The organism is Gordonibacter faecis (assembly GCF_030077735.1).
Classification (GTDB): Bacteria; Actinomycetota; Coriobacteriia; order Coriobacteriales; family Eggerthellaceae; genus Gordonibacter; species Gordonibacter faecis.
Genome location: NZ_JASJEU010000025.1, coordinates 116,735 through 133,726, shown reverse-complemented (window position 1 = coordinate 133,726; position 16,992 = coordinate 116,735). Strand labels below are relative to the sequence as shown.

Here is a 16,992-nt window from a genome sequence, read left to right as displayed (position 1 = left end):
CCTCCTCGCGGCCCCTACGGGGCCACTCGATCGGTCGTGGACCGCCTCAAGGCGGTCCAACTTTCTGCCGCACGCCCCTTATGTACGGATTGAGCGCTCCAAGGATTGTTTGGAAATATGCCGACCAGGGGTTTCTTCAAAGGAAGTGAACTTTCCACCTATTTTGGAAGCGGAAATCCGTACCTAAAGGGCGATTTGTGCCAGCTAGGTCCACTATCTGTGTCGCAAGGGGTTGGTTCGCTTCGTTCCCACCATCCGCCCACGGGTGCGGTTGCTCTACCGGGTATAATGAAGGTGAGACCACCTGGGGAGGGGATCGTATGGAAACTTCGGCTACTGTTACGCCTGTTGGCTTTCTTTCGCACGATGGCACGTCCACCATTAAGGGCCTCGTGTGGGCGCCCGCGTCCTCGCAGGGGCAGCGCGCCACGGCGCCACGGGGCGTCGTCCAGATTGTCCACGGCATGTCCGAGTACGTGGGCCGCTATGACGAATTCGCGCGCCACCTTGTTGACCAGGGCTTTGTCGTGTGCGCGACCGACCACATCGGCCACGGCAAAAGCGTGGCAAGCCCCGACAAACTGGGGTGCTTGCCCACTCATGGCAAAGAAATCCTCATCGAAGACGTGCACGAGCTGCGCAAAACCGTCACCTCACGCTATTCGCGGCAGACGCCCTACGTGCTGTTCGGCCACTCCATGGGCAGCTTCATCGTGCGCGCCTACCTCGCGCGCCACGGCGAGGGCGTCACGGCGGCCATCATCTGCGGCACGGGCCAGCAGCCGCTTATGCTATCGCGCGCCGGCAACTTCCTCGCGCGCCGCCTCGCCGCGTCGAAGGGGGAGGACCACCGCAGCACGCTGCTCGACGGCATGGGCGCGGGCGCGTTCGCGAAACAGATTCCCGACGCGCGCACGCCGTTCGACTGGATAGCCACCGACCCGGCGGTTGTTGACGCCTACATTGCCGACGAACTCTGCGGCGCGATGTTCTCCGTCGGCGGCTACGCCACACTCACCGACCTCACGGCCGAGGTGGTCACGCCCGCCTGTGCCGCGAAGGTGCCGAAAGAGCTGCCCGTGCTGTTCATCGCCGGTGCCGAGGACCCGGTGGGTGCGTGCGGCAAGGGTGTGCGCCAGGCGGCTGACCTCCTGCGCCGCGCCGGCGTGCGCGACGTGCAGATGAAGCTCTACGACGGCATGCGCCACGAAATCTTGAATGAGCCGGGCCGGACCCAGGTTTATACTGATGTCGTCACTTGGATTGAGGAGCACGCATGCCATCAGCCTACGTCGTAGCGCTCGACCAGGGAACCACCTCGTCGCGCGCCATGCTCATCGACGCGCACGGCCGCGCCGTCGATGCCGTGCAAAACCCGTTCCCGCAAATTTACCCGCAGCCCGGTTGGGTGGAACACGACCCGCGCGACATTCTATCGTCCCAGATAGGAGCGCTCACCGAGTTGCTCGTGTCGAACAATTTGGGCCCGGGCGACCTCAACAGCATTGGCATTACGAATCAGCGCGAAACCACCGTGGTGTGGAATCGCGAAACGGGTGAGCCGGTGGCGAACGCCATCGTGTGGCAGTGCCGCCGCACCGCGCAGCTGGTGGAAGACATCTGCGGCGACCCGGCCGTGGCTGAGCGCATCATGGTAACGACGGGCCTCATCCCTGACGCTTATTTCTCCGCGAGCAAAATCAAGTGGATTCTCGATAACGTGGAAGGTGCCCGTGCCGACGCGGAGGCGGGCAAGCTGGCCTTCGGTACCGTGGACACGTGGCTCATCTGGGCGCTTACCCACGGGCAGGTGCACGCCACCGATGTGACGAACGCCAGCCGCACCATGCTGTACGACATTCACGAAATGCGCTGGGACCCGTGGTTGCTCGGCCTGTTCGACATCCCCGCGTCAATGCTGCCCGAGGTGCGCCCCTCGTCGGGCGACTTCGGCTGTACGGCCGCCGACGGCATCGTGCCCGGTGTGCCCATCCGCGGCGTGGCGGGCGACCAGCAAGCCGCCCTCTTCGGCCAGTGCTGCTTCGAGCCCGGTCAGGCGAAGAACACGTACGGCACCGGCTGCTTTCTGCTTATGCATACAGGTGGGGAGGCGTGCCGCTCCACGCATGGCCTGGTTACCACCGTGGCCGCGTCCGCGCCGGGGGCGACGGGCCCCGAATACGCGCTTGAGGGCAGCGTGTTTATGGCGGGCGCGCTCATGCAGTGGCTGCGCGATGACCTGGGCATTCTGAGTCACGTGGCCGATTCGTCCGCACTGGCGCGCAGCGTGCCGGATACGGGCGGCGTCTACGTGGTGCCCGCGTTCACGGGCCTCGGCGCGCCGTACTGGGACGCGGAAGCGCGCGGTGCCATCTACGGCCTCACGCGCGGCACGCGCCGCGAACACATTGTGCGCGCGGCGCTGGAATCGCTTGCGTACCAGGTACGCGACCTGGCCGTGGCCATGGAGGCTGACGCCGGCGTGCCGCTGAAGGTGCTCAACGTGGACGGCGGCGCCTCGGCGAACGACTTCCTCATGCAGTTCCAAAGCGACATCCTGCGTACGCCGCTGCGTCGCCCGCAAAACACCGAAACCACGGCACTCGGCGCGGCGTATCTGGCGGGTCTGGCCACCGGCTTTTGGGAAAATGTCGACACGCTGTGCGCCCTTCGCGCCGACGATGATACCTATGAACCCGGCATGGAGGACGTTCGCCACGCCCGTTTGCTCGAAGGCTGGAAACGTGCCGTCGAACGCACCATGTCGTAGTAGTATTTCTGTAACAAACGAAGGACGCAAGGAAAGGCATCCCATGAAAATCAGCATCGCAAGCGACCACGCGGGGTTCGAGCAGAAGCAGATGCTCGTGGATTATCTGGCGAAACAGGGCCACGACGTGATCGACCGCGGCCCGGACACCGACGACCGCGTCGATTACCCCGACTACGCTGAACTGGTCGCGCGCGACGTGGCGGACGGGTCGGCCGAGCGCGGCGTGCTCGTGTGCGGCACGGGCATCGGCATGGCCGTGGCTGCCACCAAGATCAACGGCGTGCGCGCGGTCAACGTCATCACGCCCCAGTTCGCCGAACTGGCCCGCGAGCACAACGACGCAAACGTGGTCACCCTCTCCGGCCGCTTCGTCGACGAAGCCACAAACCGCGCCATCCTGGATGCCTTCCTCACCACCGCATTCGGCGAAGGCCGCCACACCGCCCGCGTAGAGAAGATCATGGCCTTGGAGAACAAGTAGATAGAGCGAGCCTTTTATCACAAACGCCCACCCCCGCATGAAGCCGGGGTGGGCGTTTTTCTCTCCACGCGAGCGGGGAGGGGAGGCTCGCGGGGTGAACAGCAACCTACAGTTTGCGCGCCGCGAGGTTCGCCGACGCAATGGCCTCGGAAATGTTGTACGGGTCGGCGCAGTCGCCCACGGCTACCGTTTCAACACCCGACAGCCCGTCAATCAGCGCCGTGTTGGGCATCATGTCGCGCATGTCAACCAGCGCATCGCATGCCACAGTCTCTTCCACGCCGGCTTCACTCGTGAACGTAATCTCGCCATCGCCCACTGCAATCACCTTTGCGGACGGCCACACGCGCACGCCTTGCGCGGCAATGGCGCTCTCAATGAACCCGCGCACGTTCACGGAATGACCCTTCTCGAACAGCTCCATCGGGTCGGGCGTCACAATGGTCACGTGCTTTCCCTGCGCCAGCAAGAACACGGCCACGTCCACCGACTGCGCGTTGCTGCCAAGTACCGTCACCTTGTCGCCCATCTCGGCGCCCACCACGTCGGCAAACGACAGCACGGCAGTGCCGCTCGTGGCGGAGAACTCGGCCTCGGGGCGCGTGCCGCCCACCGCCAGCACCACGGCATCGGGCTTCTCCTGCTTGATGAGCGCCGCATCCACTTCGGTGCTCAGCTTCACGTTCACGCCGGCAACTTCCTGCTGTTTAGCCAGGTAGGTGGACAGGCGCTCAAGGTTCTCATGCGGGCCCTTAATAGCAGCGGCCGAGGTCAGCAACCCACCCAGGCTCCCGCTCTTCTCGTACAGCGTCACCTCGTGGCCGCGCTCGGCCGCAACGCGCGCCGCCTCCATGCCGGCGGGGCCACCGCCAATAACCATGACCTTCTTCGGCGTTGCCGCCGGCGCGGGCGTCCAGCCCTCGGGCATGTCTTCGCCGAACGCGCGCCAGTTGGCGGCGTTCACACGGCAGTGCTCCATCAGTTTGCCGGACTTGTCCGGGTCGTAGAAGCAGTGCAGGCAGCGCGTGCACGGGGCAATCTCGTCGATGCGCCCTTCGCGCAGCTTGTTCACGTACTCCGGATCCACGCACAGCGGGCGGTTCATCACCAGAAAGTCAAGCTTGCCCTCGGCCAGCGCTTCTTCGAAGTAATCGGGCGCCTGAGCAGGGTCCATGTAGGTGGCTGCGCCCACGGGAATGGATACCGCGCTCTTGATTTCGGCCGCCACGTCAATCATCATGCCGCAGCCCGAGTGGTTCGCGCGCAGCTTGCCCTGGTAGTGGCGGCTGAAGTCGAACCGCGTGCCAAAGCCGCTCGCGCCTTCCAGCCCGTGCGCCGTGAAGTACAGGTCGTTTGCGAACTGGGCGATGTGCTGCCCGCAGGGCCCCAGACGCACGTGCAAGCTGTCCGCGCCGGCCTCTTCCAGAATCTTGGCGATAGCTTTCACTTCTTCAACCGAGTTGTAGGCGGCATCCTGGCCGAGCATCTTGTCGTTCGCTTCAATGCCGTTGATGAGCACCTGCACCACGAAGTCCTTGCCGCAGGCCTCCTTCACGCCCTTGATTACCTCAACGGCAAACTTGGTGCGGCTCTCAAGGGTTTGCGGGCCGTATTCGTCGGTGCGGTTGTTGCGGGCGCGCGAAAGGAACGACTGGCCCACGTTGTTGGCCGCGAAGTTCAGTTCGTAGGCGTCGAAGCCGTCGTCGTGCAGCTTCTTGCCAATGCCGACGATGGTCTGTACCCAACTTTTCACCTCGTCAGTGGAGTAGTTCCCCAGGAAGTTCTCGGTGAAGTCCAGCGGCCCAATGGCCGAGCCCATGGTGTCGAACTGGTAGCCCACGTGCGCGCCAGCCGCGTGCAGGCGGTCGAGCAGCGCCTTCACGTCGTACACGCCGTAGTCCTGCTTGAGTGGGCTTGCGGTCATGTCCCAAATGTTGGCGAAGTCCTCAACCCAGATCATCTCCACGCCGCCCTTGGCCATGCGCTCGTAGTAACCGATGTACTCGTCGGGGTTGTTCTTCATGAACGCCAGCTGGAACGCGGCCGATTTCACCATGCGGTTGTGGATGGTGAGGGGCCCCAGCTGCCAGTCGGAGAACAGTGTGCTCGACCCAAAGTCGGTGATGGAGTTGGTGGTGTAGTTGTAGTCCTGCGGGTTCAGCGTGCCTGTCGTGGACGTACCCGTGCCACTCGCCGGCGTGGAGCCCTGCGACTTTGAGGGCGCTTCTTCCTTGGCCTGCGGCGCGCAGCCTGCGAGGGCAAGCCCGCCTACGCCCAGCGTCGAGGCGCCCACGGTGCCAAGCGCCATGCCTTGCAGGAAGCTGCGGCGAGAGATGCCAGTGTGTTTCGTCATATCATTCCTCCCTTGTTGTGGTTTTCCCCTGCGCACATCTAACTGCGATTTCGCGGGCTTGGGAAGCAACGGTCGGCTTCCTCCCCGCAAGGCTTTCTTGCGTCGTTGAAGCTGCGTACGCGCAGGTTGCGGGTTTGCTACAATGGCAAAAGGGGAGGGGAAGAGTATGGATATTCGAAGTCTTACGTGCTTTCGTTTGGCGTACGAAAGTGGCTCTATTGGCAAGGCGGCCAAGCACGCGTTCCTCACGCGCCAGGGCCTGAGTGGCGTGCTGAAAGGGGTGGAAGCCGAGCTCGGTCAAACGCTGTTTGTGCGTGGCGCCCAGGGGCTGGAACCCACCGAGGCGGCACGGCAAGTGTATCCGCTGGTAGTAGAGCTGCTTGACACCTATCGACGCATCACCGATATCTGTGGCAACGACGCCGCGGCGCGCGAAACCGTGGGGTTGGCCATTGCGTACGGCGCGCTGTTGTCGCTTCCCGTTGACGAGTTGGTGGGCGCGTTTGAGGCGGAGCATCCCACGATGGCGCTTGACGTGGACATCGTTGAGCCGGTGTTCGCCGCGCAGTGTGTGGCGGAAAAAGGCAAAGACTTTGCGCTGGTGGCAGGGCCGTTTGAGTCGCCCAATGTGAAGAGTGTGTCGCTTTGCCGGGTGGCACTCTGCGCCGCGGTGCGCGCCGACGTGCTGGGGGAGGGCGCCCCGCAAGCAATCGAAAGCCTGCGCGGCCTGCCCTGGCTGGGTCTCAATGAAACGTTCCCCCTCGACGCGGCGCTGGAGGCGTTCTCCCGCGAGCGCGACCTCAACCTGGATTTGGTGTACGAGTGGCACGACTATCACCTTATCCTTGATCAGATGCGTCAGGGGCGCGGGGCGTGCATTGTGCCCGCAAGTTGCGCCGAGCGGTTTCGTGCGGAAGGCATCGCTGTTATTCCTCTTGATGACCCACGTCTGACCTGGGATATATGCGCGCTCTTGCCGCGTTCGCGCACGCTTTCGCATGCGGCACAAATCGCGTTCGGGTGGTTTTCCGATCATATTTCGTGAAGCACGCGGCCACTCTCCTGTCGATTCGTTGCGTGGGGCCATCGGCGGAGGGTCTTTGTGCTAGCATAAGCCGCATCTCAAAACAAACCCGGTCGAAAGGGGCATTGCATGCCGCTCACTTATCTGCCCGAGGCCGATCCGGCCGTCGCCGACGCACTGCGCCAGGAACTCGCCCGCGAGCGCGGCTCCGTGGAACTCATCGCTTCGGAAAACTTCACGTCGCCCGCCGTGCTGGAAGCCGTCGGCAGCGTGCTTACTAATAAGTATGCTGAAGGCTACCCACGCAAGCGCTACTACGGCGGCTGCGAAAAGGTCGACATTGTGGAAGACCTCGCGCGCGACCGCGCCTGCGCGCTCTTCGGCGCCGGCTTCGCCAACGTGCAGCCCCACTGCGGCGCGAACGCCAACTTCGGCGCGTACACGGCGCTGTTGGAGTTGGGCGACACTGTGCTTGGCATGAGCCTTGATCAGGGTGGACACCTCACGCACGGCTCGCCGGTGAACTTCTCGGGCCGCTACTACAACTTCGCCAGCTACGGTGTGGATCCCGAGACCGAAACCATCAACTACGACGAGGTGGAGCGCATTGCCAAGGAAGTGCGCCCGAAACTCATCGTGGGCGGCGCGAGCGCCTACCCGCGCATCATCGACTTTGAGCGCATGGCTGCCATCGCGAAGGAAGTTGACGCATACTTCATGGTTGACATGGCGCACATCGCCGGCCTCGTGGCGACGGGCGCGCACCCCAGCCCCGTGCCGCATGCGGATGTCACCACGTCCACCAGCCACAAAACCCTGCGCGGCCCGCGCGGCGGCTTCATCCTCTCCAACGACGAGGACATCGCGAAGAAAATCGACAAGGCTGTGTTCCCGGGCGCCCAGGGCGGCCCGCTCATGCACGTCATCGCCGGCAAGGCCGTCGCGTTCGGCGAAGCCGCGCAGCCTGCGTACAAAGAGTACATCGACCACGTGGTGGAGAACGCCCGCACGCTGGGGGCTGGCATGATGGACGGCGGCCTGCGCCTCGTCTCCGGCGGCACCGACAACCACCTGTGCCTGGTCGACCTCACCGCCGCCGACGTCACCGGCAAGGATGCCGAGAAGCTGCTTGAGAGCGTGGGCCTTACGGTGAACAAGAACTCCATCCCCAACGAAACCCGCAGCCCGTTTGTCACCAGCGGCATCCGCGTGGGCAGCGCCGCAGCCACCACCCGTGGCTTCACGGCCGATGACTTCTACGAGGTAGGCCAACTCATCGCCCGCACCGTCTTCAACGCAAACGACGAGTCCACCCTCGCCGACGTCCGCAAGCAGGTAGAAACCCTCCTCGCCGCCCACCCCCTCTACCCGGAACTGAACTACTAATATAGTAAGGAAAGGCAAACCATGCAGTATGAACGCGTAACGGTGGTCGACCATCCGATGGTGCAGCACAAGCTCTCGAAGCTGCGCAACAAGAACACGTCCTCCAAGGACTTCCGCGCCCTCGTGCGCGAGCTCGCCATGTTCGAGGGCTACGAAGCCACGCGCGATTTGGCGCTGGAAGACGTCGAGGTGGAAACCCCCATCTGCACCGCCCAGTGCAAGCAGGTGGCGGGCAAGAAAATGGTCATCGTCCCCATTCTGCGCGCTGGCCTCGGCATGGTGGAAGGCCTGCAAGAACTCATGCCGTCCACGTTCGTGGGGCACCTTGGCATGTACCGCGACCCCGACACCCACGAGCCGCACGAGTACTACGCGAAACTGCCCGACAGCATCGCCCAGCGTGACGTGCTAGTGGTGGATCCCATGCTCGCCACCGGCGGCAGCGCCACCGCTGCCATCGCGTATCTGCGCAAGCAGGGCGTGAAGAACATCAAGCTGGTAGTGCTGGTGGCAGCCCCCGTGGGCATCGAGACCGTCCTCGCCGCCGACCCGGACGTGCAAATCTACACCTGCGCCATCGACGAGGGCCTAAACGACCACGCCTACATAGTCCCCGGTCTCGGCGACGCCGGCGACCGCATTTTTGGCACGAAGTAGTTAGATTGTCATCCTGAGCGAAGGCGGCAAAGCCGCCGTAGTCGAAGGATCCCGAGCGGCGCCAGCTGGAAGATCCCCTGCTATCGCCAAACGGGATCCTTCGACTCCGCGCCAGAGGCGCTCCGCTCAGGATGACAAGAAGGTCTACATCTTAGGTTGAACCCCCCCATGAGTGAGCAGTTTCATGAAGCGGGACGGAGAAGCGAACGGCGTTGACTGCGCAAAATAGTTTTCAACCACCTTGGAGGGGAGGGGTGTGGCGGTACTCACCAAGCGAGTTCCGCACGAGCCGAACAGCCCAGTGGGCTGTTCGTGCGAGCTCAGGACTGTTTGAGCGACTGAGTGCTGCCGAGCCCTTCCCCGGACAAGCAGGTAGAAAAGAGACAACATGGAACCAATTGATCATCGCCCCAGCTGGGACGAATACTTCATGAAACTAGCGAACGAAGTCGCTACGCGTACCACGTGTTTGCGCCGTGGGGTAGGGGCCGTCATCGTGAAGGATCGCCGCATCCTGGCCACGGGCTACAACGGTGTTCCCACGGGCATGCGCCACTGCGCCGAGACGGGGTGTCTGCGCCAGCAGCTGGGTGTCCCCAGTGGCCAGCGCCACGAAATCTGCCGCGGTTTGCACGCCGAGCAGAACGCCATCATTCAGGCCGCCCGCTACGGCATCAACATCACGGGAGCGTCCATCTACGTAAACACGCAGCCCTGCGTCGTGTGCGCCAAGATGCTCATCAACGCCGGCATCGAGGAAATCATCTACCAGAACCCGTATCCCGACGAGCTGGCCATGTCCATGCTCGAAGAGGCGGGCATGAAACTGCGGGTCTTCGAAGGCTAGCACAGGCGCGCGCCGCGGCCACCGCGCTGCACGCGCGCCCACCAGCGCACGACCGTTCACCGCCCCAGCATGCCTCTGATATGGGATAACAGCGCTAGCAATTCACGCCCCGCCAATCCCGCAGGGAATATACGGTTTGACACACCGTAGCGTGCAGATTATTCAGTTTTCTGCCGCTTTTAACCATCCACTCACCCGAAAAATGAAAGATTTTGTTATCTTCTCGTAAGTTAACTAAGAACTTGCCGTTATTATACGTACCGGTTTACTAGGGTGCGCGCAGAGCGCACGGATCGAAAGCGGGATATGGTACTGGCTATCGTTTTAGGGGCGCTTTCCGGAGTCGCGGGCGTGCTGCCGTTGTTTTTCGGATTGCGAATGACGAGGCGGGTGACCGACACCAGCAACTTGGGCCACGCAGGAGCTTTGATGCTTGGCGTGCTGTTGTCGTTCGCCGTCCTTTTCCTCGCAGCCATAGCCTGTGTCGTGCTCGCCCGTGAATCCGCGGTGCCCTTTGTCTTGGCGGAAGCGGCGGTGCTCGTTGCCTCCGCGATCGGCTACGGCGTGTATACGTTCGTGCGGAAGTAGGATGGAAAGGTAAGACACGTGAATCCTCTTGAAGAACTAGCGGCCGAGGTGCCCCATCTGCAGCATTCGTTCGACCCGGCCTTCGTGTTTGGCTCGGGCTCGTTCGGTATGACTCAGTACGTGTTGTGGATGATCATCTGCTTCGTCATTACCCTTATTGTGGTTCTGACGGCGGGGAAGCGCCTGACGCTCATCCCGACGAGCAAGTTCACGAACATGGTCGAGTACGGCTACGAGTTCGTGAAGAAGGACATGGGCGAAAGCGCCATCGGCCACGGCTATCGCAAGCATCTGCCGTTTTTGGCCACGCTCTTCTTCTTTATCCTTATTAGTAACTTTGTAGGGCTGATCCCCGGTTGCAAGACACCGACGGGCTCCATCTCCATCACCTGGGCGCTCGCTGGCATTTCGTTTGTGTACTTCATCTTCTGGGGCATCAAGGCCAAGGGCCTCGGTGGCTACCTGAAGTCGTTCGCTCCTGCGGGTCTACCCGTGGTCATGGTGCCCATCGTGTGGTTCCTCGAGCTGTTCTCCACGGTGCTGCGTGTGCTCACGCTGGCCGTTCGACTTTATGGCAACATGTTCGCTGGCCACATGGTGCTGGGCATCTTCGCCTTGCTCACCAGCGTGTTCATTGGCTCCGCTATCCAGGGCGCGGGCATTGGTACCGGCGCTATCTCCATCGCGTGGATGCTGTTTCTGTTCGTCATGTACGCGCTTGAGGTGCTGGTTGCCTTCCTGCAGGCTTACGTGTTCACCATCTTAAGCGCGGTGTACATCGGCCTGGCTACGTCCGACCACTAAGATTCACCCCGCCGCCGAGCGTTTGGGCGGCCGCGCGCACGCTGCGCACCCCTTTGGTTCTAACCGGCTTCCACGGCCGGTTGACATACACAGTTGTTAGTAGTTATCCGGGGTTGGCTCGGAAACGACAAAAGGAGGAAAATCGTGGGAGAAATTACGATCGCGCTTGCGGCCTTGAAACTCGTGGGCTACGGCCTGTCGACCATCGGCCCCGGCCTGGGCATTGGCATCGCCTGCTACGGCTGCTGCGTCGCTACCGCTCGCCAGCCCGAACTGCAGGGTCGTCTGTTCACGAACTTCATCATTGGTGCTGCTCTTGCTGAGGCTCTCGGCCTCATCGGCTTCGTTCTTACCTTCATCGTGTAACTCAAGCCTTATTCGGATACAGTGCCGTTAAAGGCTTAAAGGAGGTACGAACGTGAAATTTGAAGCGAAAAAAGCATCGATGCGCATGGGGGTTGCCGCTCTTGCTGGCACCACTATGACGTGTGCTTTTCCCGCGCTCGCGTTCGCCAGTGAAGGAGAGGCGACGGGTGGCATCTCAGCGATTCTGCCCGACATGGCGGAGTTCATCCCCATGCTCGTCATCTTCATCTTGCTGTGGATCGTCCTCGCGAAGTTTGGCTGGCCGAAGTTCGAGGCCATGCTGGACAAGCGTGAGCAGACCATCAAGGATTCCCTTGAGAAGTCCGAGGCGGCCCGCATTGAGAGCGAGCGCGTGCTCGAAGAGTACAAGCGTCAGCTGGAAGACGCGAAGTCCCAGGCTGCAAGCATTGTCGCCGATGCCAAGAGGACGGGCGAGGCTGTGAAAGCAGACCTCACCGAAAAGGCTCAGACCGAAGCTGCCGGTATGATCGAGAAGGCCCGCGCGGCCATCGAGACCGAGAAGAAGGCCGCTATCGCTGAACTCCAGGGTTCTGTGGCTGACGCGTCCATCGCCGTGGCGTCTCGCCTGATCGGCGAGGATCTGAACGACGATGAACATCGCAAGATCATCGAGCGTTACGTGAACGAGGCAGGTAGTTTCAATGCCAACTAACCGCCACGTCGTCAAAGAGAAAGTCGCCACGTACGCAGCTGTCCTTCTGGACGGTGCCTACGAGGCGGGCGGCCAAGGGGTCGTGCTTGAGGTGCGTGATCAGCTGGAGCGTATCCTGCGCATCACGCGTTCGAACATGGATCTCTCCGGCGCGCTGGAGGACAGCTCCTACACGCCCGAGCAGCGAGAGACTCTCGCACGCGGCGTGTTCGCGGCATGCAACCCGATTCTCGTCGACGTGCTGGCTGTCATGGCCGAGCGCGGTGACATGGCGCTGCTGACGCGCGTGTGGGAAAGCTACAACGACCAACTCGAGCGCAAACTCAACGTGAGCGTGGTCGACGTCACAACGGTGGTGGAGCTCGACGACCACCTGCGCGACCTTATTGTCAAAAAGGCCGAAGCCGACTTGGGCACGAGCGTGGTGCTGCGCGAGCGCATCGACAAGTCCCTGTTGGGCGGCATACGTATGAGTGCGAACGGAAAGCGCATCGACGCAAGCGTTCTCACGCAACTGGAAAGCGCTCGCAACGTGCTCAAACTATCAACAGATGGAGGTGAATGCTAGTGACTGAAATCACCGCACAGTCTATTGACGATGCACTGCGCAAGCAGCTCGACGCGCTGAACACGAGTGTCGAATCCCGCGAGGTGGGCACCGTTATCCAGATCGGCGACGGTATTGCCCGTATCGACGGCCTGAAAGACGCGATGGCCGGCGAACTTCTTGAGTTCGTGGGTCAGAGCGGCCGCACGGTCTACGGTTTGGCCCAGAACCTCGAAGAGGACGAAGTGGGCGCCGTGCTTCTCGGTGACGTCACCGCAATCAAGGAGAACGACCAGGTCCGTACCACGGGCCGCATCGTGGAGGTGCCCTCGGGCCGCGAAATGCTCGGCCGCGTGGTGAACCCGCTCGGCATGCCTATCGACGGCAAGGGCCCCATCAAGGCTGAGGGCACGCGCCCCGTGGAGTTCAAGGCTCCGGGCGTTATTGCTCGTAAGCCCGTGCACGAGCCCATGCAGACGGGTATCCTGGCTATCGACTCGATGATTCCTATCGGCCGTGGTCAGCGTGAGCTTATCATTGGCGACCGCCAGACCGGTAAAACCGCCATTGCGGTTGATGCTATCATCAACCAAAAGGGCAAGGACATGATCTGCATCTACGTGGCTATCGGCCAGAAGGCCTCCACGGTTGCAGGCATCGTTGAAACCCTCGAGCGCTATGGCGCCATGGACTACACCATTGTTGTGGCTGCCTCCGCGTCCGACTCGGCGCCGCTGCAGTACATCGCTCCTATGGCGGGTGCCGCTATCGGCGAGTTCTTCATGTACAACGGCGAAGACGGCAAGCCGGCCAACGCCGACAACCCGGGCCGCCACGTGCTCTGCATCTACGACGACCTGTCCAAGCAGGCTGTGGCTTACCGCCAGATGTCGCTGACGTTGCGTCGTCCTCCGGGACGCGAGGCGTACCCCGGCGACGTGTTCTACCTGCACTCCCGTCTGCTGGAGCGCGCGGTGAAGATGAACGACGAGAACGGTGCTGGTTCGCTCACGGCTCTGCCCGTCATTGAGACGCAGGCAGGCGACGTGTCCGCCTACATCCCGACGAACGTTATCTCCATCACCGACGGTCAGATATTCCTGCAGACCGACCTGTTCTTCCAGGGTCAGCGCCCCGCTGTCGACGTCGGCATTTCCGTGTCGCGCGTTGGTGGTTCCGCGCAGATCAAGGCCATGAAGCAGGTTGCTGGCTCGCTGCGTCTGGACCTGGCTTCCTACCGCGAGTTGCAGGCCTTCACGCAGTTCGGTAGCGACCTGGACAAGGCTACGCAGGATCAGCTGAACCGCGGTGCTCACATGACCGAGCTTCTGAAGCAGGGCCGCTACAACCCGATGCCCGTCGAGGAGCAGGCTGTCGCCATTTACGCCGGCGGCCATGGCTACCTGGATGATATTCCGGTGGGCGACGTGGTTCGCTTCCGCACGGAGCTGCTCGATTACATCCGCGCTTCCAAGCCGGAGATCTTCGAGAACATCGTGAAGGAGCAGAAGTTTACCGACGCGATCGAAACGGAGCTGAACGCCGCTATTGAGGCCTTCAAGCTGCAGTTTTCGGCTACGGCTTAAAGGTAGGTAGACTATGCCCAACCTTCACGACATAGAACGGCGCATCAACTCCGTCACCTCGACGAAGCAGATCACGCGCACCATGGAGATGGTTGCCGCCGCCAAGATCCGTCGCGCTACCGAGCGCGTGGAGGACGCGACGCCGTACTCCGACTCCATGATGGAGATGCTGGCGAACGTCGCCGAACGCGTGGGCGGGGCTGAGAACGCGCTTCTGAGCAAGCACGACGAGATTAAGAATGTGCTTGTGGTGGTTGTCGTGTCGGACCGAGGGCTCGCGGGTGGCTTCAACAGCAACGTGCTGCGTCACGCCGAGCACCTGATGAAAGAAAAGAAAGCCGCAGGCGCCGATGTGCACATTGTCGCCTGCGGTAAGAAGGCCTGCGGCTACTTCAGCTATCGCAAGATTGCACCGGTGCTGGAGTTCAAAGACCTCTCTGCCGATCCTACGGTGGATGAGGCAGCCGCCATTGCGGCCTATGCCATCGACGGCTACGAGAAGGGCGAACTCGACGAGGTAATCGTCGTGTACAACCACGCCAAGAACGCAGCCGAACAGACGCTGCGCGAGGAACTGGTACTGCCTGTTGACACCACAACGCTGCTCGAGGAATCGGGTGCCCAGGATGCTGACAAGGAAGCCGAGTCCTCTGCGCTTTCGGGTGACGTGGTGTTCGAGCCCGATGCGGCGGGTGTGCTCGACCGGCTTCTGCCGGCCTACGTGCGCACGACGCTGTATCACGCGCTCATCGACTCGGCGGCTGCCGAGCAGGCCGCACGCCGCAGCGCCATGAAGTCGGCGACCGACAACGCCAACGAAATGGTCGAAACGCTGACCAGACTGTATAACCGTGTACGCCAGGGTGCCATCACGACCGAGATTTCCGAGATCGTCGGCGGCGCTTCGGCATTGGAGGATTAAATGGCTGAGACTAACACTGCATCGGCCAAGGGCGCTATCGGACGCGTTGTCCGCATCGTCGGCGCTGTCGTCGACGTTGAGTTTCCGCCGGACCAGATGCCGGCGATCTACAACGCCCTGACCGTAGATGCAACCACCCCCATTGGGGAAGTGAAAACCGTGCTGGAGGTGCAGACGCACCTTCCCGGTGACCTCGTTCGTACCGTTGCTATGTCGTCCACCGACGGCATGGTGCGCGGTCTGGAAGTGGTCGACACCGGCAACCCCATCATGATGCCTGTGGGCCCGAACACGCTGGGTCGCATTTGGAACGTGACGGGCGAGCCCGTGGACGGCAAGCCCATGCCCGAGATCGAAGAGTGGATGCCTATCCACCACCCGGCCCCGGACTACGACACGCTGACCACCACGACGGAGATCTTTGAGACCGGTATCAAGGTTGTTGACCTCATCGAGCCCTACGTTAAGGGCGGCAAGACGGGTCTGTTCGGCGGCGCTGGCGTCGGCAAAACCGTTATCATCCAGGAACTCATCAACAACCTGGCCCAGGAGCACGGCGGTACGTCGGTGTTCACAGGCGTGGGTGAGCGTACTCGTGAGGGTACCGACCTGTTCCTCGAGATGAGCGAGTCGGGCGTTATCGATAAGACCTGCCTGGTGTACGGCCAGATGAACGAGCCTCCGGGAGCGCGTCTGCGCGTCGGTCTGGCTGGTCTGACCGAGGCTGAGTACTTCCGTGATCAGGGCCAGGACGTGCTGCTGTTCATCGACAACATCTTCCGCTTCACGCAGGCTGGCTCTGAGGTGTCCGCACTTCTTGGCCGTATGCCCTCCGCTGTAGGCTACCAGCCCACGCTGGCTACCGAGATGGGCGACTTGCAGGAGCGCATTACGTCGACGTCCACCGGCTCCATCACGTCGGTGCAGGCAGTGTACGTGCCCGCTGACGACTTGACCGACCCCGCGCCGGCCACGACGTTTACGCACCTCGACGCGAAGACGGTTCTGTCTCGTTCCATCGCCGAGCTGGGCATTTACCCCGCTGTTGACCCGCTGGAGTCCACCTCCCGCGCGCTCGACCCCGAGATCGTCGGCGAGGAGCACTACCGCGTGGCCGTGGGTGTGCAGGAAGTGCTGCAGAACTACAAGGACCTGCAGGACATCATCGCCATCCTTGGTATGGACGAACTTTCCGAAGAGCAGAAGCTCGTCGTGAACCGTGCTCGTAAGATTCAGAAGTACCTGGGCCAGCCGTTCCACGTGGCTGAGGTCTTCACCGGCAACCCCGGCAAGTACGTGAAGATGGAGGATACCATCCGCTCGTTCGCCGAGATTCTCGACGGCAAGTGCGACCACATCCCCGAGCAGTGCTTCGTGTACAAGGGCGCCATCGAGGACGTGTACGCTGCGTACGACGCGATGCAGAAGGCTGAATAATGGCCGGGCTCGTGTGCGACATCGTGACGCCTGCGGCGAAGCTGTACTCCGACGACGCGTATATGGTGGTCGTGCCGGGCGTCGAGGGCGAGATGGGCTTTTTGCAGGGCCACGTGCCGCTGGTATCGGTGCTGGCCGACGGCGTTGCGCGCGTCCAGAACCAGAAGGACGGCGAAATCAAGCGTTTCGCCTTGCAGGGCGGCTATGTAGAAGTGACGGGCGAAAAGGTTATCATCCTGGCCGACCGCGCACTTCCGGCATCAGATATTGATGCCGCTGCCGTTCGCGACCAGCTGGCCGGCCTTGAGGCCGACCTGGCATCGAAGTCGGAGGAAGAGGCCGCCAAGACCACACTTCCCGCCGACGTCGAATGGTGCAAGGTTCAACTGCGAGCCGTAGAGGCATAACACCGCCACCACTCGCAAGCAATCCAAAAAGCCCCCGCAAGGGGGCTTTTTTGTGGGCGTTGTTGCTGCACTCCCGCCTTGCAAAAGTGTGACGCGCTTACGCGCTACCAAATACAAGTGTGACGCGCTGTCGCGCTACCT

Annotated in this window: 17 protein-coding genes; 16 read left to right on the top strand and 1 reads right to left on the bottom strand. The window is 62.1% G+C overall.

Annotated elements, in window-relative coordinates; translation table 11 throughout:
• Positions 1–320: 320 nt before the first annotated feature.
• The 3 genes from QNJ86_RS13680 to rpiB are packed head-to-tail and all read left to right on the top strand — an operon-like array spanning position 321 to position 3,254.
• A complete protein-coding gene (locus tag QNJ86_RS13680; RefSeq protein WP_283833209.1) occupies positions 321–1,298 on the top strand; it encodes an alpha/beta hydrolase in 978 nt (325 codons plus the stop codon).
• A complete protein-coding gene (gene glpK / locus QNJ86_RS13675; RefSeq protein ID WP_283833208.1) occupies positions 1,277–2,770 on the top strand; it encodes a glycerol kinase GlpK in 1,494 nt (497 codons plus the stop codon). The genes QNJ86_RS13680 and glpK overlap by 22 nt, the downstream gene beginning before the upstream one ends.
• Positions 2,771–2,813: 43 nt before the next feature.
• Positions 2,814–3,254, top strand: a complete 441-nt coding sequence (rpiB, locus tag QNJ86_RS13670) for a ribose 5-phosphate isomerase B (RefSeq protein WP_283833206.1) — start codon at positions 2,814–2,816, stop codon at positions 3,252–3,254.
• A 106-nt stretch (positions 3,255–3,360) separates the two neighbouring features.
• Here rpiB and QNJ86_RS13665 read toward each other — a convergent pair whose 3' ends face one another.
• Positions 3,361–5,607, bottom strand: a complete 2,247-nt coding sequence (locus QNJ86_RS13665) for an oxidoreductase (protein ID WP_283833205.1) — start codon at positions 5,605–5,607, stop codon at positions 3,361–3,363.
• A gap of 166 nt (positions 5,608–5,773) precedes the next feature.
• Between QNJ86_RS13665 and QNJ86_RS13660 the strand changes: the two genes are divergently transcribed.
• The 13 genes from QNJ86_RS13660 to atpC all read left to right on the top strand — a co-directional run bounded on the left by QNJ86_RS13660 (position 5,774) and on the right by atpC (position 16,851).
• Positions 5,774–6,652 carry a LysR family transcriptional regulator gene (locus tag QNJ86_RS13660; RefSeq protein ID WP_283833204.1) on the top strand — a complete coding sequence of 293 codons (879 nt, stop codon included), beginning with the start codon at positions 5,774–5,776 and terminating at the stop codon, positions 6,650–6,652.
• A gap of 108 nt (positions 6,653–6,760) precedes the next feature.
• On the top strand, positions 6,761–8,017 hold the full coding sequence (gene glyA / locus QNJ86_RS13655; protein ID WP_283833203.1) for a serine hydroxymethyltransferase: 1,257 nt from the start codon (positions 6,761–6,763) through the stop codon (positions 8,015–8,017).
• A 21-nt stretch (positions 8,018–8,038) separates the two neighbouring features.
• Positions 8,039–8,674, top strand: a complete 636-nt coding sequence (upp, locus tag QNJ86_RS13650; protein ID WP_283833202.1) for a uracil phosphoribosyltransferase — start codon at positions 8,039–8,041, stop codon at positions 8,672–8,674.
• A 388-nt stretch (positions 8,675–9,062) separates the two neighbouring features.
• Entirely contained in the window at positions 9,063–9,521 is a 459-nt protein-coding gene (locus QNJ86_RS13645; protein WP_283833201.1) for a deoxycytidylate deaminase, read from the top strand.
• Positions 9,522–9,827: 306 nt separating this feature from the next.
• Complete coding sequence (locus tag QNJ86_RS13640) at positions 9,828–10,109, top strand: hypothetical protein (RefSeq protein ID WP_283833200.1); 282 nt, start codon at positions 9,828–9,830, stop codon at positions 10,107–10,109.
• Between the two features lie 18 nt (positions 10,110–10,127).
• Complete coding sequence (gene atpB / locus QNJ86_RS13635) at positions 10,128–10,913, top strand: F0F1 ATP synthase subunit A (protein WP_283833199.1); 786 nt, start codon at positions 10,128–10,130, stop codon at positions 10,911–10,913.
• Between the two features lie 144 nt (positions 10,914–11,057).
• Positions 11,058–11,279 carry an ATP synthase F0 subunit C gene (gene atpE, locus QNJ86_RS13630; RefSeq protein WP_283833198.1) on the top strand — a complete coding sequence of 74 codons (222 nt, stop codon included), beginning with the start codon at positions 11,058–11,060 and terminating at the stop codon, positions 11,277–11,279.
• Positions 11,280–11,331: 52 nt separating this feature from the next.
• Positions 11,332–11,952, top strand: a complete 621-nt coding sequence (gene atpF, locus QNJ86_RS13625) for a F0F1 ATP synthase subunit B (RefSeq protein WP_283833197.1) — start codon at positions 11,332–11,334, stop codon at positions 11,950–11,952.
• Positions 11,942–12,520: a F0F1 ATP synthase subunit delta gene (locus tag QNJ86_RS13620; protein ID WP_283833196.1), complete on the top strand. Its 579-nt coding sequence runs from the start codon at positions 11,942–11,944 to the stop codon at positions 12,518–12,520. Before atpF ends, QNJ86_RS13620 begins: the two co-directional genes overlap by 11 nt.
• On the top strand, positions 12,514–14,085 hold the full coding sequence (atpA, locus tag QNJ86_RS13615; RefSeq protein ID WP_283833195.1) for a F0F1 ATP synthase subunit alpha: 1,572 nt from the start codon (positions 12,514–12,516) through the stop codon (positions 14,083–14,085). The genes QNJ86_RS13620 and atpA overlap by 7 nt, the downstream gene beginning before the upstream one ends.
• A gap of 13 nt (positions 14,086–14,098) precedes the next feature.
• Positions 14,099–15,007, top strand: a complete 909-nt coding sequence (gene atpG / locus QNJ86_RS13610) for an ATP synthase F1 subunit gamma (protein WP_283833194.1) — start codon at positions 14,099–14,101, stop codon at positions 15,005–15,007.
• The gene (gene atpD / locus QNJ86_RS13605; RefSeq protein ID WP_283833193.1) at positions 15,008–16,444 is read left to right on the top strand and encodes a F0F1 ATP synthase subunit beta; all 1,437 of its coding nucleotides are present in this window, start codon (positions 15,008–15,010) and stop codon (positions 16,442–16,444) included.
• Positions 16,444–16,851, top strand: a complete 408-nt coding sequence (gene atpC, locus QNJ86_RS13600; RefSeq protein ID WP_283833192.1) for an ATP synthase F1 subunit epsilon — start codon at positions 16,444–16,446, stop codon at positions 16,849–16,851. The genes atpD and atpC overlap by 1 nt, the downstream gene beginning before the upstream one ends.
• Positions 16,852–16,992 lie beyond the last annotated feature (141 nt).

Coding starts and splice junctions, on each gene's coding strand:
- QNJ86_RS13680 (WP_283833209.1), top strand. CDS start 321: ATGGAAACTTCGGCTACTGTTACGCCTGTTGGCTTTCTTTCGCACGAT.
- glpK (WP_283833208.1), top strand. CDS start 1,277: ATGCCATCAGCCTACGTCGTAGCGCTCGACCAGGGAACCACCTCGTCG.
- rpiB (WP_283833206.1), top strand. CDS start 2,814: ATGAAAATCAGCATCGCAAGCGACCACGCGGGGTTCGAGCAGAAGCAG.
- QNJ86_RS13665 (WP_283833205.1), bottom strand. CDS start 5,607: ATGACGAAACACACTGGCATCTCTCGCCGCAGCTTCCTGCAAGGCATG.
- QNJ86_RS13660 (WP_283833204.1), top strand. CDS start 5,774: ATGGATATTCGAAGTCTTACGTGCTTTCGTTTGGCGTACGAAAGTGGC.
- glyA (WP_283833203.1), top strand. CDS start 6,761: ATGCCGCTCACTTATCTGCCCGAGGCCGATCCGGCCGTCGCCGACGCA.
- upp (WP_283833202.1), top strand. CDS start 8,039: ATGCAGTATGAACGCGTAACGGTGGTCGACCATCCGATGGTGCAGCAC.
- QNJ86_RS13645 (WP_283833201.1), top strand. CDS start 9,063: ATGGAACCAATTGATCATCGCCCCAGCTGGGACGAATACTTCATGAAA.
- QNJ86_RS13640 (WP_283833200.1), top strand. CDS start 9,828: ATGGTACTGGCTATCGTTTTAGGGGCGCTTTCCGGAGTCGCGGGCGTG.
- QNJ86_RS13620 (WP_283833196.1), top strand. CDS start 11,942: ATGCCAACTAACCGCCACGTCGTCAAAGAGAAAGTCGCCACGTACGCA.
- atpA (WP_283833195.1), top strand. CDS start 12,514: ATGCTAGTGACTGAAATCACCGCACAGTCTATTGACGATGCACTGCGC.
- atpG (WP_283833194.1), top strand. CDS start 14,099: ATGCCCAACCTTCACGACATAGAACGGCGCATCAACTCCGTCACCTCG.
- atpD (WP_283833193.1), top strand. CDS start 15,008: ATGGCTGAGACTAACACTGCATCGGCCAAGGGCGCTATCGGACGCGTT.
- atpC (WP_283833192.1), top strand. CDS start 16,444: ATGGCCGGGCTCGTGTGCGACATCGTGACGCCTGCGGCGAAGCTGTAC.